Raw genomic sequence first — 17061 nt, forward strand, 5'->3', positions numbered from 1 at the left:
GGCGATCGGTCACGGCTGCGGTTGCGGAGGGACTCGCCGAGCTGGCTCCGCCGCGGGCAAGGTGAAATAAAACGTCGCGCCTTGCTCCGGGTTGTTTTCGGCCCATAGCCGCCCGCCGTGTACCTCGATAATCGAACGGCTGATGGACAATCCGAGGCCAAGACCATCGGGCTTGGAGCTAAAAAATGGTTTGAAAATCATATTAAGCCGGTCGCCGCTCGGCAGGCCGCGCCCGCAATCGCGCACCGCGACACGAACTACCAGAGAGCTTTCGAGCGTTACGGACACGGCCACCATGCGATTGGTAACCGGAAGATCGCTCATGGCGTCGAATGCGTTGAGCAGGAGATTGAGCATGACCTGCTGCAGCTGCACCCTGTCGCCACGCACCTCGGGCAGGTTTGCATCGACGTCGAGTGACATGCGTACGCCGCGCGCAATCGCGTCGCTGCGCAGCAGCACCAAGACGTCGCGAATGACAGCGGCGGGCTCCAGAGACCCAATTTCCCGCTCGCCTTTCTTGACGAGCGCGCGAATCCGCCGGATCACTTCGCTCGCGCGTTCGCCCGCCTCAATAATGTCTCTCAATGCTTCGCGCATCTCGTCCAGATCAACTGGATCGATTGCCATGAACCGCTGCGCTGCTTCCGCGTTGCTCCGGATCGCGGTAAGCGGCTGGTTCAGTTCATGTGCAAGCGACGGTGCGAGTTCGCCCATCGTCGAAACGCGTGTCAGGTGGGCCAGTTCCCGCTGATTACGGTAAAGTTCAAGCCGCTCGGTTCTGTCGACGATGACCGCGAGAATGGCCGCCTCATCTTCAAACCGGAGTGTACTGAGTCCGGCTTCTATCAGGAGCTCGGTTCCGTCCTTGCGGCGCGCGGACAGATCCCGGGGTGCTTCCATTGCCCCAGACTGCTCCATGCGGGAAAGCTGGACTTGCAACGCAGAGTTGCTGCTGCCCAACAGTTGTGGAACGAGCATCGTGGCGGGTTTTCCGCTCAGCTCGTCGAGTCGATACCCAAAGAGCTTTTCGGTTTGCTGGTTGGCCAGCGCGATGCGGCCTCGTTGATCTACCATTAGGACTGCGACCGGCAGGAATTCCAGGGCGCTCCGGAATTTTTCTTCCACCTGTCTGCGATCGGTGATGTCGATGCAAGAACCGATATAGCCCAGAAACCCACCGTCGGCGCCAACCCGTGGCATCCCCGTATCGACGATCCAGCGATACCCACCATCCCGCCTTCGTAGACGATATTCCATCCTGAAATCGTGCCGGGCTTCAAATGATGTCACGTAAATCTCCAGGCACCGGTCGAAATCGTCGGGGTGCACGCCTTCTGACCAGCCGTTACCGATTTCCTCCTCAAGCGTGCGGCCCGTAAAATCCAGCCATGGCTTGTTGAAAAACGTACATAGCCCTGCCGGATCCGACATCCAGATCATTACCGGGGCCGAATCCGCCATCGCGTTGAAGCGCGCTTCGCTTTCCCGCTGTGATTGATCATGTAGCTTTCGCTCGATGACGTCGATTGACCCGCCCGGCTCACCAGCTTCCCGCTCGCGGCCGTAACGTCGGGACTCACGCGTTGAAACCACACGCATGCTGCCATCGGCACGAGCCGCGAGGTAACCGCTGAGGAACTTGAGTCTCCCGACAGTTGGGCGCCGCCCGGTCTCGCGCACCTTGCCTCGCTTGAGGTACCAACTCGACGTTGCGGCGTTTGCTGACTCAGTAGCGGGGCTCATGCATTGCTCGCTCATCACCGACTGTTGCTCGGCGCGCTGGCGCCTCGCCTGGCGTGCAAGAAGCAGCACTATGAGCACGGCTTCGAGCACAATCGCAGCGGCGGAGAACACCATGACCATGGCGGATAACTCCTCGATAGTTCGCGGAGAATCGCTCCAGCCGGGTGACGAGCACTCCGCGATGCTGACGTATGACCCCGCGGTCCAGATCGCTATACATCGGCAAAGTGATGACCGGATGTCGCGATCCGAAAATTTAGCAGGCAACCCAACGGGGTCAAAAGTCGCTCGATCGTATCGTTGTCGTTCCCCCACACTGGGATCATGTCGCGACGAGCGTGGCGGGAATTCGGCGTGACGAGAAGCTTTGCGTAAGGCCGGAAAGCGGTCCTCCAAGTAAGCATGGTTACAGCGCCTCCATGGTCGACTGAAGCCGAATTCGAACGCCGCTCGTCTGTCGCGACCTTCTTGCATGGCAGGCTGCCGTTGCGCGCACATGCGGTTAGAAAGCCAAAGTGGGTCGGCGAGGGACGAGGAAGACGTTCACAACCAGTGCGACGGCAACCACGTTCGTAGGCCGACGCAGAGACAATTGCTCGCACCATGCTCCATCGCCTTGTAATTACATACCTCACCTCCGCCGCTAGCAGGAGGCGGATTATGCACAAACGGTCCGTTGTAGCCAATTGGCTTCAGAAGCCGGCCAACCTAGTAGGACCAACAGGCGCGAATCTCATCGTGGCGCAAGGAGTGATCCTGACAACGACGCCGAATAGATCTACGGAAGCCAACAACGACATCGAAAATCCGGTTGCAAAAATTGGAGGCACCGTAGATTAATTATGCCGATTATCTAAAATCTGCTTGGAACGTCCCTACCTGTCCGCGCGGCTCCGCAGCACCGACTTGATCATGCGTTGGGATATGATGGCATCACCAAATTTACGAGCGGGGTGTCACCGTGAAGCGACTCGCCATTGCCTTCGCCGCCCTACTGCCTCTCACAGGTTGTCCATACTATGTCCCAGCCGGAAACGTCGTTATGACGCCGGCCAGCTTCGACCGGTCCTTCAACGCCGCGGTGGGAGCGATGAATGACGAAGGTCTCGCGATCACCGTCCAGGATCCGGGAAGTGGCACCGTCGTCGGCTATCTCAATGGCATGACCGTGACCGCTGGTGTCCGTCAGCAGCCGGACGGTAGCGTTGTCGTGCAGTTCAACTCGCCTGAGGCACGCGACCCCACACTGCTTAGTCGTATTTCGCGAAGCTACGACCGGCGTATGGGAAGGTAGGCGGCTTTCAGCCTTTTCCCGCCCGCGCGGCTTCGTCCAGCCTGCTTCACAAGTGAGATACCGCGGCGCGGAGGCGCGGGCGAGTTGCGCTTGACACCGCGAATGCCAGCACGAGATGAGGTAATCGAGCGTGGCGAGTACAGCGGCGATAACAAATGACAGCAAGCTGCGATCTCGCATAGGCGAGCGCCGCCGGTACCAGGGCCTCCGTGAGATGGACATGCGGGTTCTCTTTGCCTGATCGGCGTTAAGAATCGGCGCGGGCACGACGGCTGGAGATGAACGTTGTTCAGCTAGATATATGGCCCCTACCGCTCGTCGCCTCTTCTTGCTGTCCGCAATCTTCCAGCGCTTGGAGAAACGTCGAACTCCACCAGTGCACATCGAACTTGCGAATTCGCTGAAGAAGAGCCTCATGCCGGTTGATCCGCTCATCGAGCGACATCGTTAGCGCCCGCTGGATGGCCTGCGCCGTGCCTTGCGTGTCGTAGGGATTGACCAGCAGCGCTTCCTTCAATTGCTCAGCGGCTCCGGCAAAGCGCGAGAGCACGAGCATGCCCGGATCGGCAGAGTCCTGTGCGGCGATGAATTCTTTCGCGACCAGATTCATGCCGTCCCGCAACGGCGTAACGAGCGCAACTCGACTCGCGCGATAGAGACCCGGCAGACGCTTTCGGGCCACGTTGCGATGAATGTAGCGCACCGGCATCCAGTCCAGTTCACCGAAGTCGCCATTGATTGCGCCGCACAAGCTATCCATCTGACGCCGTAGATCGTCGTAGGCGTCGACGTCCTCGCGGCTAGGGGAGGCGATCTGGATCAGCGTCGCACTATCACGGTTTTCCGGGTAGAAGGTCAGCAGTTCGCGGAAAGCATGGACGCGTTGCGGTAATCCCTTCGAGTAGTCCAACCGGTCGACGCCCACCAGCAAACGCCGCCGCGAATACTCCTCGCGCATCCGGACGAACATGTCGCGCCCTTCCTTCGAGTCCGCAAGACGAATGAAGTCGTCGACGTCGATACCGATGGGGTACGCGCCGACGCGCAGCGTTCGATTGAATGCCCGAAGACGATCCGGGCTCAACTGTTGTGCCTGCGCTTCCGATTCGACGTAGTGAGTGAAATGCGTCAGGTCGGCTTTGCTTTGGAAGCCCACCAGATCGTACGCAAAGAGCGAGCGCATCAGCCATTCGTGTTCCGGAATCGCAGCCATGATTAGCGGCGGCGGCATCGGAATATGCAGGAAGAAGCCGATGCGGTTGTTACATCCCATGGCTCGCAACTCGGCCGCGAGCGGGATCAGTTGATAGTCATGAACCCAGATCAGATCGTCAGGCTTCAACAACGACAGCAACTTGTACGCGAATAACTGGTTGACCCTCCGGTAGCCTGCAGCGAATCGTGTGTCGAAATTGGCCAGGTCCAGCCGGTAGTGGAATACCGGCCACAAGACATTGTTGGCGTAACCCAGGTAATACGTGTCGTGATCTTCCCGGCTCAGATCAAGTGTCGCGAGCGTAACGTTGCCAGCCGTTTGAACATGAACTTCGCCCCGGCCGACTGTTGCACCATCCGCCGCTTCGTGGATCTTGCCGCTCCAGCCAAACCAGAGCCCACCGGTCTGTTGCAGGCTGTCCTTTACCGCTACGGCGAGTCCGCCGGCTGCAGGCTTGCGAGGATCGGCCGTGCGATTTGAAACGACGACTAGACGACTCATGAGGTCCTTGTGCGGTTGCACTTAAGTGACATCCACCGTCCGGACGCCGAGGTAAGCGCCCACGGTTAATCACCCGTTCCGTGGAACAATTGACGCGAAGTAATATCCCAGTTCTTTTTTCGCCTCGGCGATAAATGGCACTGGGACGGATTGACACGTCTAGCTTCCGAACTCCGGGCAAAGCGCATGGGCACTTTCGTGTTCGGCGAGATGTTCCGTGTGCTCGAACAAATGGCCCAACTTCTCGCAACGATATTGGTACCTTTGCATTTGCACTGCACGTACAAGATTCCGTTTGGCAGGCCCGATACGGCTCACCTGCACTACCCGGTACTGTGACACATCCATTCTAGTGCACCAATGCGCACGCATAGGTCTCAGGTTCGTACTAGGATTGACTATGGCCAAGGCGCTCGTCGCCGGCGAAACGGGATGAACGAACACCTGCCTGGTGGCGAAAACTGCCGCTCCCCGCTGTTCCTTGGGGCGCAGAGCGTGATTCGCTACGCAACTGCCCACGGCAACTGGCTGCCGACCGAACCCACGGGAAGTGAACATGACAACGAGGGTTGCACGAATAATAGGCACCGGCCTCGTCGTCCTGTTCGCGGGCTGTCCAGCGAAACAACAGGAGCAGCAGACGCAGACTCAACCCGCTTCGGCGCCGGCCCCGACTTCCGCTCCGGCGGCAGCATCTATAGCGGCCGCAGCATCGGCTCCGGCCCCGGCCTCGACGCCCTTTTCTCAGGCCCAGCAATTTCCGCCTGACGAAATCGAGGCTCTGGTGGCGCCGATCGCGCTCTATCCCGATTCGCTGTTATCGCAAGTCCTGATGGCTTCGACGTATCCGCTCGAAGTCGTGCATGCTGCCCGCTGGGTGAAGGCGCACCGCGATCTGAAGGGCGACGCGGCCGTGAAAGCAGTACAGGACCAGCCGTGGGACGTTAGCGTCAAGTCATTGGTGGCATTCCCGCAGGTGCTGGAACCGATGAACGACAAGCTCGACTGGACCCAGAAGCTGGGAGACGTGTTCCTCGCAAATGAAAAGGATGTGCTTGACGCGGTGCAGCGATTGAGGGCCCGTGCGCAAAAGGCTGGAAATCTGACATCTAACGCGCAACAGAAGGTGATTGTCGAGGCGCCCGCCTCAAGTCCGGGCGGCCAGTCAGGCCAGGCGCCGCAAAGCATCGTGCGCATCGAACCTTCTAATCCCCAGGTCATCTACGTGCCGTCTTACAACCCGACCGTCGTCTACGGAGCTTGGAGCGCTCCGGCTTATCCACCAACCTACTGGCCGCCCTACCCTGCCTATTATCCCGGCGCCGCACTCGCGACCGGGTTCGCGTGGGGAGTTGGCATCGCCGCAGCCGGCGCAATCTTCGGCAATTGCAACTGGAATAACAATGACGTCAACATTAATGTCAATAAGGCCGCAAACATCGACCGCAACTTCGACCGTACCACGGTAGAGGGCGGCAAGTGGAAGCACGATTCGGGACACCGTCAGGGTGTCGCGTACCGTGACAACGCAACGCGTGACAAGTACGCCCGGGGTGCGCCGGGTGGCGACGCGCGACGCGACTATCGAGGACGCACCGACGGCGCTGCCGGGAACGCGAACGTAGCCAATCGGGCCGGAGCCGCAAATCGCACGGGACGCCAAAACAATGTGGGGGCTGCCAACCGCGCAGGACGAACGAATACTGCGGGGGTAAGCGATCGGTCCAACCAGGCCAACCGCGGTGCAGCAACTGGCAATCGGGCACAGACCTCAAACCGCACAGCCGCTACCAGCAATCGGGCACAAACGTCCAACCGCAATGCCACAGCCAGCGATCGTGCGCAAGCGTCCAACCGGAGTGCAGGAACGAGCAATCGGGCCCAGGCGTCAACTCGTGCCGGCGCAGCACACTCGCAAGCCGGTAACACAGGCGGCGGTTACTCGGGGGCAGGACGCGACTCTGCATTCCAGGGCGTCGGCGCAGGCGCCGCGACGCAACGCGACTCCAATCGTGGGCAATCGAGTGCTCAGTTCTCGAACTTCAACCATGCGGGTGGTGCAGCCCGTGGCGGCGGCGGTGCTCGTGGTGGCGGCCGCCGCTAGTTCCGTGTACGAAGGGAAGCGATCCTGGTTGAATCAACATTTCATAGACCTGATCGCCCCGGACGAACGGCCTCCCCGCGCGTCGCCATTCAAGAGTCGATTTCCGTCCGGGCGGTGCAGGCGAAACCGCAGCCAGGTTCAAGAATGCTCACCTGGTATCCGCGCCATTGTGACGCAGCCTTAATCCACGGGCGGTACTCGGGTTGTTCGCGGGCTGGACGATGCGGTCAGCTATGAGTTGCACGTCGGCGGCTTCACACGCCATCGCTCGAGCGGTGCGTTGCATCCCGGAATTTGCCGGTCTAATCGAGAAGATTCCGCACCTCCGCCAGCTCGGTGTCACCCACGTCGAGCTTCTCCCAGTAATGTCCTTCAATGAGCAGAATGCTCCGCCCTGACGGCTGTACGGCGCTTGTAGCAGTTCCGCAGCGATTGAATTCGCAGCTGACGTCGATGGCCCACCCAGGCCGGCCGCGCGAACGCTGACTCATTCAAAAAGACGCTCCAGGCACGCCCCATCCCGTGCACGCAGCGATCGACTGGCGACCATTTCCGATTGAGCCGGTTGAAACTGCCTCAGCCTTCCTTCGATCAATTCCCGGCACTCACAAGACGACCCCCATTCACCTTCAATAGGTTAGCGAATCACAAAATCGTTGCCTATGATCTAGCTAGGCCAACGCAAGTCCGTTGCAGCGCATAGCCTTGGCAAGCTCAGGCTTTTCCTCTGTATCGCTAGGCCCCTGAACCTATGTCAATCGGCGCCAGCGAAGACCGGACTTGCGCCACCCGATCAAAACGTTCCAGCCGAGTGTCACAAAAGGAGTCGACGTGACATCGGCCGATATGCTTCGCGAGTTGTTCCGCAAGCAGCGAGGTCCTGGCCTCGAGTTGCACTTCGCCGAGCTGAAGGATCCTGTGCGTGACAAGCTCAGACGTTTCGTAATGAGGGACATCTCGGGGACGCGCAATTCCCTCCAACGATAGGCAGTGGGGTCGATGACCACTTGGGCAGTCGTGCACTCGACGCGCATCGTGGCGACCCCGACCGCGCGCCGTTGGGCGAGACGTGATCGGCCGCGGCTCGTGCATGGGAATCCGATCTCGGCGGCGCAGATCCGCGTCATCACGAACTGCAGCAATGGATGCTCCCTCAATCGGCGAAGGCTTTCCTGGATCTGGCTCTGTACGAGCATGCGAAGGCGGCTTGGCACGATAGCTGGCCGTCGATTCAACCAAGAACGGAGGAGCGTGTGAATGATCGATTCAAGAAGCGAACTGTGGAGACGGAAGGGCGCAATGCTGGCCGCCGCCGGGCTTCTGGTGTTATCGGGCGCGGCCCTCGCCACTACCCAGTCGCAACAGCGCCAACAAGGCAGGAATGCCAACCAGGCTGCCAAACATGAAGCGCGCACGGGCAAGGTCGATTGCCGGGCCGCGAACCAGAAGAGCAATTCCCAGTGCAGGCAGGACAAGCGCGGCACGAAACAGGAAGGTCGTCAGCAAAAAAGGGACATCAAGTACTGACACAGAGTGCCGGTCGAATGCCGTCTTGCTGCAGCGGAGCAAGCATCGCCGCCCGGCACGCTTTGTCGATCAGAACTTGAAGGTCACATTCAAGCTTGGTCCGCTAAAGCGCAGCGTTTGTACGAGCTGATTACCGGAGCCGTAAAATGCGAGGTACCGATACAGCAGGCCGACATCGACCCACTTTGCCGCATAGGCGAGCCCTGTCAGCGCCTGCCATGTGAGCTTGGAGCTACCCGTCCCCACGTCGAGATAGAACGGGATGTACCAGGCGCCGTCCTCGGTGATATTTGCACGGCCGCGCACGCCCGCAAACCCGTCGAAGATGTTCTGCATCTGCGCAACATGAAAGTCCGAACTAGCCCCTGGGCCCGAGCCACCCGTCGTGCCGATTGCAGCGTCGAGTGTTCCTTTCACACCGAGATAGCGCAACCCCGCGATCGCGTCGACGTGTCCCCACTCCTGACGCACGACGGTGCGACTGCCGCCCAGTTGCACCAGCGTTCCCGCGAAGCTCGTCTGAGCGTCCTGTTGTGTTTCACGCGTGCCGAGCACACCGCTCGTCGCATTGACAGAGCTATCATGCCGGCCGAAGTTAAGGTAAATAGTGTCGGCGAAAACACCCCACTCGCCCTTGCGCGCTTCCCCCTGCAGCATCAAGGCGAATCTGAGGTCCTGCAGATGGTTGTATCTGCCACTAGACGCGTCGTCGACGCCGCCGCCGGGCACCGTGAACCGGAGCGTCCCGCTTACGGTCGGCAACCACAAGTAAGGCCCCACTGCGATCTGCCACTGGCCGCCGGAGTCGCCCGGAGGGGAGTCGGACGCCAACGCCCAGCCACTTATTGCAGCCGTCGTCAACGCGGCGATGCATTTTGACCGTCGAGTCATGATGCTCCCTCCTGCCTTTCCAAAAACTTTTAGATCCGCGCGGCGGCGCTTGCATGGTCAAAGTTCGACCTGAATAACGTCCCTGCGCAGCCGAAGTTCGCCGCTGGCGCGCGCGGTGCACCCCCCGTTGGCCGGGACGACGTGTGATGGCAATCTGCGTACGTGGGTTGCACGCCGCCGCTCTCCCGGCGCTCTTTTATGAAACCTTCAGCACTACAGGAGCGGAGTGGTTGCAGATAGTACAAAGACTCTGCGCAGCAAACACTGTGAAGACATATTGAACGAGACGCAAGAAGAAAGGTGGTGTCGAATGACAGAGACTTGCCTGCCCCGAGCTGCGGCGGGATGCGCGAATCGGCATCAAAGTGCCAAGATGAAGTCTCAACCTTCATCAACACCAGCAGGAGGGAAAGTCATGTCCATTGTCACCACCGGAATCGATCTTCCGAAGAACGTCTTTGCAGTCCACGGGGTGGATGAAGTTGGCAAGGATCGGGACAAGCAAGCGTCAAAGAGCCCCCCTCGCTGCCGCAATCGCCGGCATCGCATTTTCTGTTTTACTGATTACCAGCCTTCTGCTGCTGCGGCGTTCTGTTCCGGTCCTCCGTTCAGAATCGGGCGACTGTTCTGGATTCTCCTCAGCCTACACATCCCGATGACAATTTCGGTGTATCGTCAATGACCGGCGCGGGTGACTCTGACGGAAAAGGTGATGCTTGATTTGCCGACGGGGGAATGTCGATGAACTCGGTGCCAACCGGACCCAGCATTTTTTTGACGTTCGCAGCGATGCGTACGCAAATGCAGAAGCTGCCCCACAGGACGCCCATCCCGACGAGCGCGCCGGCGCGTCGCGCGCAATATTGCAAGCGGGGTCAAATCGTCGAGCATTATCGTTGAAGAATCCTGCTGCACCGGGCGCCGACACTCTGTCGTCAAAGCTTCTTCGTCTTCCCACCTATTTGGCCGGCTTGAGTATTTTCAAAGTCGAGTTGCGTTCCACACTCGTCAACGTCTCTTGCGAACTAACGCTTCAACGTCACATTGCGCGTTCCTGACTTTTGTCGTCACGCATCAGTAAGACGGCGCACGTCGAAAGCCGCAAGAAGCGTTCCGCAACACTCCCCAGCACCAGACGTCTCACGCCGCTGCGCCCATGCGTACCCATCACAACGAGATCGGCGTGAACCCGTTCCGATTGCCACTGGACAATAGAGGCGACATCGCCCGACGAGGTGCCTGGTTCAACCAGTTCAGCGTGACACCTGACACCAGCCTTTGCACACGCCTGCTCCGCTTCAGCGAGTGCTGATCTTCCGCTCCTGCGCATGGCGTCCACGAGTTCAACCGGATCAAGATCGGAGTTTGAAAACAGGGGAGCGTCGTCCACGACGTGAATTGCGTGCACGACGCCCTGTGTCGACGCTGCAAGACGCACAGCTTCCCTGAGTGCCAGTCTCGACGAACTGCTCCCGTCGATGGCAGCAAGGATAGTCCGGTACATGGCGCACCCTCCAATGTCTGCTGTCGTCCGCGATACCCTTTCGAAAGGCAATGGGCCCGAAGTCGTGAAATCGTGTCGCGAGCAACCACTTATCGATGCGTTGGCGTGGCGCGACTTCGGATTACACCGGCTATTGAATATCGGGTTCGGCGACTTTCGTCCAGCGAGGATCCGGGTCGAACGATGTCATCGCTCCGGCTGTTGCGGCACCCTCAGGCCCGAGGTCGCGCTCATAGACCTGTCCTGCGTGGCTCACCATGAAGCTCTTGATACCTGTGTTCCCGTACCGGACCGGCCACGCGATGACTGCAAAGCCGCCGAACAGCTTGCCGTCAACAACGTAGTCGTAGGCGCCGCCCGGGGCGTGCGGCCCTTGTGATTCGAGCAACTTGTAGTGATACCCGAAGTAGCCGGGATTTTTGGCATTACGTGCGCTCGCGTCCACGAACGCGTCGCCGAGCGGACTCGGTGAGTCGTCCGGTCCCGTCGGCCAGTACAGACCGTCGTGCTTGCCTCGCGAGCTCACCATCCTTGAAGCGTAGGCAAGCACACCTTCGCCATCGTGATTTGTCTGGGCATACTCGCGTTGCGCATCGTAGATTGCGAGCATCGTCTGAATGACGGCCAGCTCGTTGCGGCCGATGCGACGCACCCGCATCACCTCGGCGCCAGCGCGCGTGTCGAAGTGCCATCCCTGATTGGTCTTGACGAGTGGGATCGGGAATGTCCAGCCGTCGTCGCCTACGGCGATGTGCGCGTGTTGTGCATCGATCGGCTCGATCGCATGTGACTTGGCCCACTGCGTGAGAAACGCCTCCCGCACCTGTGCGCCGACGGGCGGAATCAGATCGCGGAAGTCGTTTCCGAAGATCGTGCGCAATGCGTCCTCCCGGTCTTTCACGACTGCGTCGCCAAAGGCATTCATTGCTGCCTCCGCAGAACTGAAATTCTTTTGCGCATGAGCCGCAGGCGCGATTGCGAACGCGAGTATCGCTGCGGCCACGAGGTTAGCGAAAATGACAGTCAGCCACTTCCGAAAAATGCCTGAATTGAGATTCATGGTTCTCGCTCCTTATCGCCGGCCACCGCCGCCACCGCGCATACCACCTCCGCCACCGGAGGGTCGGTTAAAGCCTGAGCCCTGGATGCTGGATCTGCCCCGGTCATAGCTGCGCTGCGTAGCACCGCCGGCCCCCACGCCCGAGAATGCGCCGTCACGCCCGCCGCTGTAACTGCCGCGATTGCCACCGTTGACACGGTTCAGGTCGCCGGTGCCGGCGCGGTTCGATGCAGAGCGATCTGCAGTCGTTGCGCGATTGCCGCCTGCTGACCTGTCCGCAACCGACGCCCTGTTCCCTGCACTGCTTCTGTCTGCGGTTGTGGCGCGATTGCCCCCGGTCGTGCGGTCAGTTGCGTTGGCGCGCGTGCCCGTGTCGGTACCACGCCCGCGGAACTGCGAACGCCTGTCGGCACCCGGCGCCTGACCGGCAAATTTGTCGCGCGTCGCATTGTCCCGATAGGCGACGCCCTGGCGATGGTTCGCATCATGCTGCCAGCGGCCTCCCTGTCCCTGCACCTTGCTGCTATCGAAGTTGCGGTCGACATTCCTGGCCCTGTCGGAGTTGATGTTGACGTCGCCACCGCCCCAGCACGAGTTGCAGTCGCTGAAGATCGCCCCGGCGGCAGCGAGACCAATACCCCACGCGAATCCCGTCGCGAGGGCCGCGCCTGGGTAGTAGCCAGGGTAGTAAGCCGGGTATGGCGGCCAATAGGTTGGCGGATAGGCCGGATAGCTCCAGGTGCCATAGACGACCGTCGGGTTATAGGCGGGCACATAGATTACCTCCGGATTGGCCGGTTCGATGCGTACCACGGTCGTCTGGCCGCCTGCGGGCGGCGGCTCGACGATCACCTTCTGCTGCTCATTCGACTTCAGGTTGCCCGATTCCTGCGCACGCGCGCGCAGTCGCTGGACGGCGGCGAACACGTCCTTTTGCTGCGCAAGGAAAGCGTCGCCCAGCTTTTGGGTCCAGTCGAGCTTGTCGTACATCGGCTCGAGAATCTGCGGGAACGCCACCATCGACTTCACGCTCGCATCCCAGGGCTGGTTTTGTACCGCCTTCACGGCGGCGTCGCCCTTCACATTCGGATTCGCTTTTACCCAGCGCGCCGCATGTACGATCTCCAGCGGATACGTCGATGCCATCAAAAACCTGAGCTAACACAGAGTCGGGGTAAAGAGCGATTGGCGCGACGAGCGCTTCGATCTCCGCTGGCTTGTATCCCGCAGGGTTCTCGGGTCCACGATCTGCGTAGGCTGGCATTGTGGCCAGCAGAAATAGCCCCAAAAGAACCGCTCTCCTCCACCGTTGATTCCAGTTGGTCATGGCTACTCCTTCTGGCAGGCTGTTGGCGCGGAAAACATTACGATCGTGATGTTACCTGGCGATGCTTGCGCGGCTAATGTTCCGGATGGTGGTGGTATTAATTCGGGCAATGAAATAACGGGAGAAGAGTCAATCTTGAACGCCGCCTCTCAGAGCCGCAACCATTCTCTGAATGCGGGTCTCAGTCGCGTAAAAGACATACCAGCAAAACGAAAGCAAAAATGACAGGTGGTCGCAACGCGGCCCGCTCGACGCCCGCGAAGTCTGGTCCCGAGTCGACGGTTCGGTCCTGCTGGTTTGCCGGAACTGGAGCTGTTCGGAAGCTTTGGTTTTCTATCGTAGTTTCTGACGCGTATAAAGCAAGCGTCCTCTTGGGCGCCATATGTGGCCGGGGTAGCACGGGGGCTATCAGCGGAATGCGTAAGTGCCCCCTCCGTAAGTGACCTGGTTGCGGGTCCGCGTTGCGTTCCAATCGGGCTGTCCGAAGCGTCGCTTATCAGGCGCAGGTAGTAGACCATCGCCCCCGCGTACCAGCTCGGGCTGATCTGATAAATCGCGGCGAGCCAGCTTGTCACATGGTTCAATCCGCCACCAGGGGTGAATTGCGGCAGTCCGCTCTTTGTGGAAACGCCGTCACGCCGTAGTACGTCTCGTTGAACCTGCAGCTCACCCTGGTCCCGCCAAGTCCGCCGCCCACGAAATCGGATACCGCAATTGTTGAGCAACTCCGGCAGGCGCGAGAGAAGCCTGGATTGCCGTTCCTGATGGTGGAGGCGACTGAAGGGGGGCTTCTCAATGTCAATCGGGCCAATCGCATCATCCAACGGCTACGCGAACTCGACATCTCTGTCGCAATCGATGACTTTGGTACTGGATACTCCAGTTTGTCGTACCGGGGCGCGCTGGAAGCGGCTTATCTGAAGATCGACAAATCCTTCGTGTCCGCAATCGGCAGTGACGCGGTAACAAGGCCTGTCATTGACCGCATCGTCGCCATGGCGAACGATTGCGACCTCATGCTGATTGCCGAAGGAGTCGAGAGCGAGGAGCAGGTAACCTACTTGCACGAGGTTGGTGTCCAGTATGCTCAGGGTTGGCTGTTTGGCAGACCCTTGCCACCGAACTGGTGGCTCGTGGCTGGAAAGACATGCCCTACGCTCAACCGGTGTAGGCCGATCGGCGACAGCTTCGGCGATGGGCGCGACTGATGTGACCGACGCGCGACCATCCGTCGTTTCCATGGGGAGCCTTCGAACGTCCATTTGTCGATAGCCGGGTTTGCAGGTGGTTTCAATACCAGGGACTTTTGCAGGCCTTCCCTTAGAGGCGGTCGCTATCACTACCCAAGGAAGTGGTCGACGATGCGGGGCCTTTCTGACCCGCCGGTGGCTGCGTCGCGGGGGGCTCCTTGAGCCCCGACGGTTCGAACGGCTCGGTGGTGGCCGTCCTGCGCTGGGCATCACCGTTCGCATCGGTCGCTTGCCCGCTCTCGTCCTGGACGCCATCGTCCGGCTGCGACCAGGCGTGGTTCCCGTTCGGTGGGGTGTGCAGCCGCAGATGCGGCACCGGAATCTCGATACCCGCCTCGTCCATCTTGCGTTTGAGCCGCGCGTTAAAAGCGCGCGCCACGGCCCACTGCTGCATCGGACGCGTCTTGATCTGCCCTTTCACAACCATCCAGTTAGTCTCAAAGCGGTCGAGCCCCCACACTTCGACCGGCGCAAGTATTTCGTTGCGCAGGCGAACGTCTCCCTGCAGATTGGTGCCCACTTCCTCAATCATGCGTGTGATTTCATCGAGGTCAACGGAGAACGGCACCCGTACCTCAAATAGCGCGTTGGCGAAATCACGCGACAGGTTCTTCACTATCTTGATCTGCGAAAAGGGAATGGTGTGAACCGCGCCTTGTCCGTCCCGTAACCGGACCGTGCGGATCGTCAGGTCCATGACGATGCCGGCATGGCTACCGTCAATCTCAATCCAGTCGCCGGCAGAGATCGTCTTCTCGACAATGATGAAGAGTCCCGTGATCAGATCGGTGACGAGCGCCTTTGCACCGAAGCCGACCGCAAGACCGATCACGCCCGCACCTGCAAGGAGAGGTGTCAGATTGACGCCCAGAGTGGCGGCGGCGACGATGGCAGCGAGAGTAGCAATCGTCGTGAAAACGGCGTTGCGCACGAGCGGCAACATCGTGCGTGCGCGCACGCCGGGGTCGAGTGCCTTGTTCCGCGAACTGCTCGGGCCCAGCGCGTTGAGAATCGCCGTATCGCAAAGTATCCAGACGAACCAGCCGCCGAAGACCGTAGCGATGACTGTAACCAGCGCGTGCTTGAAACTGGGCGTCATCGCACCGTGCCTGATCATCCGCGCAATCGGACCGCTCCACAGGTCCAGCTCGAATTGGATGAACGCGAGCCACATCAGAAGGACGAGCAGCGTACTCGCAAAGCGCAAGAGTCGCATCAGGTGCGGCGCGCGGCGGTGTGCGCGGGTGTCCCTTCGGCGCGTCAGGTGCATCAGCAGCGCCGACGCGAACAGCGTGAATACGAGCAACACCGCACTGAGGAGCGACGGCTGTAATACGTTCCCTTCCGAACCGCGCGCATCGATGATCGCAACGACCGACGCGATCGCGATTAAAAGGATCGGGATGTGCCACAGCGACGCGAGGATATCGAGCGCTTCTGTGGCGAGTTTGTGGTCACGCCTTCGCACATATGGGCGAAGGCGAATCAGATGCGTGACAGGTCGCCGGTAAGCAAGTGCGAAATAACCGATCAGGACGGCCGCTGCCACGTTTGCGCATGCCGAGATGAGCCCGGCGAGATTCACGCCGAGCAGGCCCGTGACGTCCGGATTGGCCGTTGCGTCGCCGAGCGCTCCACATGCACCGATCGCGAACAACGGCCAGCGGCTTCGCGCGAGCAACTGATGAACTGCGACACGCCGGTGTGCCGTGTTGAACGCCGAGAACACGATCAGGCAGATCGCCGAGAAGATCGAGCCCGCGACTATGGCATAGACGATCACAAGCCCCAGCGTGCTGCCGAGCGCGTCAGGCATTCCCCGCATGAACAACGCCACCGCCACGAATGCGACGATCCATGGCGCCGTCCGCCAAAATGCAAAACTTAAAAGTCCGAACGATGTTGGACTCGGTTCGAGCGCGAGCTTCCAGCCATAACGCACACCGATGCGCCTCCGCAGGTAAATGAGCAAGCCGGCGCACGCGCCCCAGCCCGCAAGCGTCACGCTCATGCCAAGCAGGACCCGGCCGAACGATTCCCCGCGCCCGCCTCTGAGAATGATCCACAGGTCGTTGGCCGCCGCGCTCGCACGGGCCGCCCAGTAATGCAGGGGTGTGCGGCCTTCGCTCAGATCCGTCTCGACGGACGCAATGCCTGACGCAATCACTCCGAGCAGATCGCTGTTGCCCTGTCCGGACGATGCCGGCGACGCGGGAGCGGCACTTTGGGCACCTTCACGAAGCCCCTTCAGATGGGCCACCAGCGCTGTGCGCTGGGTATCGCTCTCCAGCGTGCCGATCAGGTTGTCGAGCGAGCGCGCCATTTCGGCCTGACTGGCGGGCGTGGGTGCCGATGCAGCCTGCCCCGCCGATGCTGCTGGCGGCGCCGAACCGCCCGTTACATTGTCGATGCTGTTCTGCAACCCGGCGAGGAGTGGCACCGCTGCCGCCGGATTGATAGCCGCCGTCGACAGAACGAGGAAGCTCGTCACGCCCAGCAATAAGCAGGCGCGCCCAATGGCGCGCCGCACGCCCGCATGCAATGCAGCGCGAGCCGGCAGTCCCGCGAAGATCATGGCACGGTTGGATTCACACTGCAAAAATGCGGTCATGGAGATCCTTTGCAAAACCCGTCGCGAGAG

General features: G+C 60.4%; 12 protein-coding genes and 3 pseudogenes. 7 read left to right on the forward strand and 8 right to left on the reverse strand.

Features of this window, described 5'->3' with window-relative positions:
* Window positions 1–9: 9 nt before the first annotated feature.
* Entirely contained in the window at window positions 10–1866 is a 1857-nt protein-coding gene (locus tag JMY24_RS31020; RefSeq protein WP_201703471.1) for a PAS domain-containing sensor histidine kinase, read from the reverse strand.
* A 922-nt stretch (window positions 1867–2788) separates the two neighbouring features.
* Here JMY24_RS31020 and JMY24_RS31025 point away from each other — a divergent pair.
* Window positions 2789–3040, forward strand: a complete 252-nt coding sequence (locus tag JMY24_RS31025) for a hypothetical protein (protein WP_236597593.1) — start codon at window positions 2789–2791, stop codon at window positions 3038–3040.
* A gap of 289 nt (window positions 3041–3329) precedes the next feature.
* On the opposite strand, the gene otsA is transcribed toward JMY24_RS31025, so the two are convergent.
* Entirely contained in the window at window positions 3330–4757 is a 1428-nt protein-coding gene (gene otsA, locus JMY24_RS31030) for an alpha,alpha-trehalose-phosphate synthase (UDP-forming) (protein WP_201703475.1), read from the reverse strand.
* Between the two features lie 697 nt (window positions 4758–5454).
* Between otsA and JMY24_RS31035 the strand changes: the two genes are divergently transcribed.
* The 4 genes and pseudogenes from JMY24_RS31035 to JMY24_RS31040 all read left to right on the forward strand — a co-directional run bounded on the left by JMY24_RS31035 (window position 5455) and on the right by JMY24_RS31040 (window position 8388).
* The gene (locus JMY24_RS31035) at window positions 5455–6861 is read left to right on the forward strand and encodes a DUF3300 domain-containing protein (RefSeq protein ID WP_236597598.1); all 1407 of its coding nucleotides are present in this window, start codon (window positions 5455–5457) and stop codon (window positions 6859–6861) included.
* 202 nt (window positions 6862–7063) lie between these two features.
* Window positions 7064–7253: pseudogene (locus JMY24_RS38605) on the forward strand (hypothetical protein); the annotation flags it as partial.
* Window positions 7254–7686: 433 nt separating this feature from the next.
* Window positions 7687–7934, forward strand: a pseudogene (locus tag JMY24_RS38610) (hypothetical protein); the annotation flags it as partial.
* Window positions 7935–8118: 184 nt separating this feature from the next.
* The gene (locus tag JMY24_RS31040; protein WP_131321062.1) at window positions 8119–8388 is read left to right on the forward strand and encodes a hypothetical protein; all 270 of its coding nucleotides are present in this window, start codon (window positions 8119–8121) and stop codon (window positions 8386–8388) included.
* 69 nt (window positions 8389–8457) lie between these two features.
* Here the strand turns inward: JMY24_RS31040 and JMY24_RS31045 are convergent, their stop codons facing one another.
* Window positions 8458–9279, reverse strand: coding sequence for a hypothetical protein (locus JMY24_RS31045; protein ID WP_128597578.1), 822 nt, complete (start codon window positions 9277–9279; stop codon window positions 8458–8460).
* Window positions 9280–9694: 415 nt separating this feature from the next.
* Between JMY24_RS31045 and JMY24_RS31050 the strand changes: the two genes are divergently transcribed.
* A complete protein-coding gene (locus JMY24_RS31050) occupies window positions 9695–9961 on the forward strand; it encodes a hypothetical protein (protein WP_201703535.1) in 267 nt (88 codons plus the stop codon).
* A 357-nt stretch (window positions 9962–10318) separates the two neighbouring features.
* On the opposite strand, the gene JMY24_RS31055 is transcribed toward JMY24_RS31050, so the two are convergent.
* The 4 genes and pseudogenes from JMY24_RS31055 to JMY24_RS38615 form a co-directional block, all read right to left on the reverse strand.
* Entirely contained in the window at window positions 10319–10783 is a 465-nt protein-coding gene (locus JMY24_RS31055) for a universal stress protein (RefSeq protein WP_128597577.1), read from the reverse strand.
* 130 nt (window positions 10784–10913) lie between these two features.
* Complete coding sequence (locus JMY24_RS31060) at window positions 10914–11843, reverse strand: DUF2950 domain-containing protein (RefSeq protein ID WP_128597576.1); 930 nt, start codon at window positions 11841–11843, stop codon at window positions 10914–10916.
* A gap of 12 nt (window positions 11844–11855) precedes the next feature.
* Window positions 11856–13170: pseudogene (locus JMY24_RS31065) on the reverse strand (DUF3300 domain-containing protein).
* A 149-nt stretch (window positions 13171–13319) separates the two neighbouring features.
* Window positions 13320–13745: a MipA/OmpV family protein gene (locus JMY24_RS38615; RefSeq protein WP_236597600.1), complete on the reverse strand. Its 426-nt coding sequence runs from the start codon at window positions 13743–13745 to the stop codon at window positions 13320–13322.
* 78 nt (window positions 13746–13823) lie between these two features.
* On the opposite strand from JMY24_RS38615, the gene JMY24_RS38620 reads away from it, so the two are divergent.
* Entirely contained in the window at window positions 13824–14378 is a 555-nt protein-coding gene (locus JMY24_RS38620; protein WP_128597575.1) for an EAL domain-containing protein, read from the forward strand.
* Window positions 14379–14490: 112 nt separating this feature from the next.
* On the opposite strand, the gene JMY24_RS31075 is transcribed toward JMY24_RS38620, so the two are convergent.
* Window positions 14491–17031, reverse strand: a complete 2541-nt coding sequence (locus JMY24_RS31075; protein ID WP_128597574.1) for a mechanosensitive ion channel family protein — start codon at window positions 17029–17031, stop codon at window positions 14491–14493.
* Window positions 17032–17061: the final 30 nt, after the last annotated feature.

The sequence above is a fragment of the Paraburkholderia kirstenboschensis genome, assembly GCF_904848585.1.
GTDB classification, from domain to species: domain Bacteria; phylum Pseudomonadota; class Gammaproteobacteria; order Burkholderiales; family Burkholderiaceae; genus Paraburkholderia; species Paraburkholderia kirstenboschensis.

Bases quoted from the DNA above. Each gene is read 5' to 3' on its own strand.
- JMY24_RS31025 (WP_236597593.1), top strand. From the start codon at position 2,789: ATGACGCCGGCCAGCTTCGACCGGTCCTTCAACGCCGCGGTGGGAGCG.
- JMY24_RS31075 (WP_128597574.1), bottom strand. From the start codon at position 17,031: ATGACCGCATTTTTGCAGTGTGAATCCAACCGTGCCATGATCTTCGCG.
- JMY24_RS31060 (WP_128597576.1), bottom strand. From the start codon at position 11,843: ATGAATCTCAATTCAGGCATTTTTCGGAAGTGGCTGACTGTCATTTTC.
- otsA (WP_201703475.1), bottom strand. From the start codon at position 4,757: ATGAGTCGTCTAGTCGTCGTTTCAAATCGCACGGCCGATCCTCGCAAG.
- JMY24_RS31020 (WP_201703471.1), bottom strand. From the start codon at position 1,866: ATGGTCATGGTGTTCTCCGCCGCTGCGATTGTGCTCGAAGCCGTGCTC.
- JMY24_RS31055 (WP_128597577.1), bottom strand. From the start codon at position 10,783: ATGTACCGGACTATCCTTGCTGCCATCGACGGGAGCAGTTCGTCGAGA.
- JMY24_RS31040 (WP_131321062.1), top strand. From the start codon at position 8,119: ATGATCGATTCAAGAAGCGAACTGTGGAGACGGAAGGGCGCAATGCTG.
- JMY24_RS31045 (WP_128597578.1), bottom strand. From the start codon at position 9,279: ATGACTCGACGGTCAAAATGCATCGCCGCGTTGACGACGGCTGCAATA.
- JMY24_RS31050 (WP_201703535.1), top strand. From the start codon at position 9,695: ATGTCCATTGTCACCACCGGAATCGATCTTCCGAAGAACGTCTTTGCA.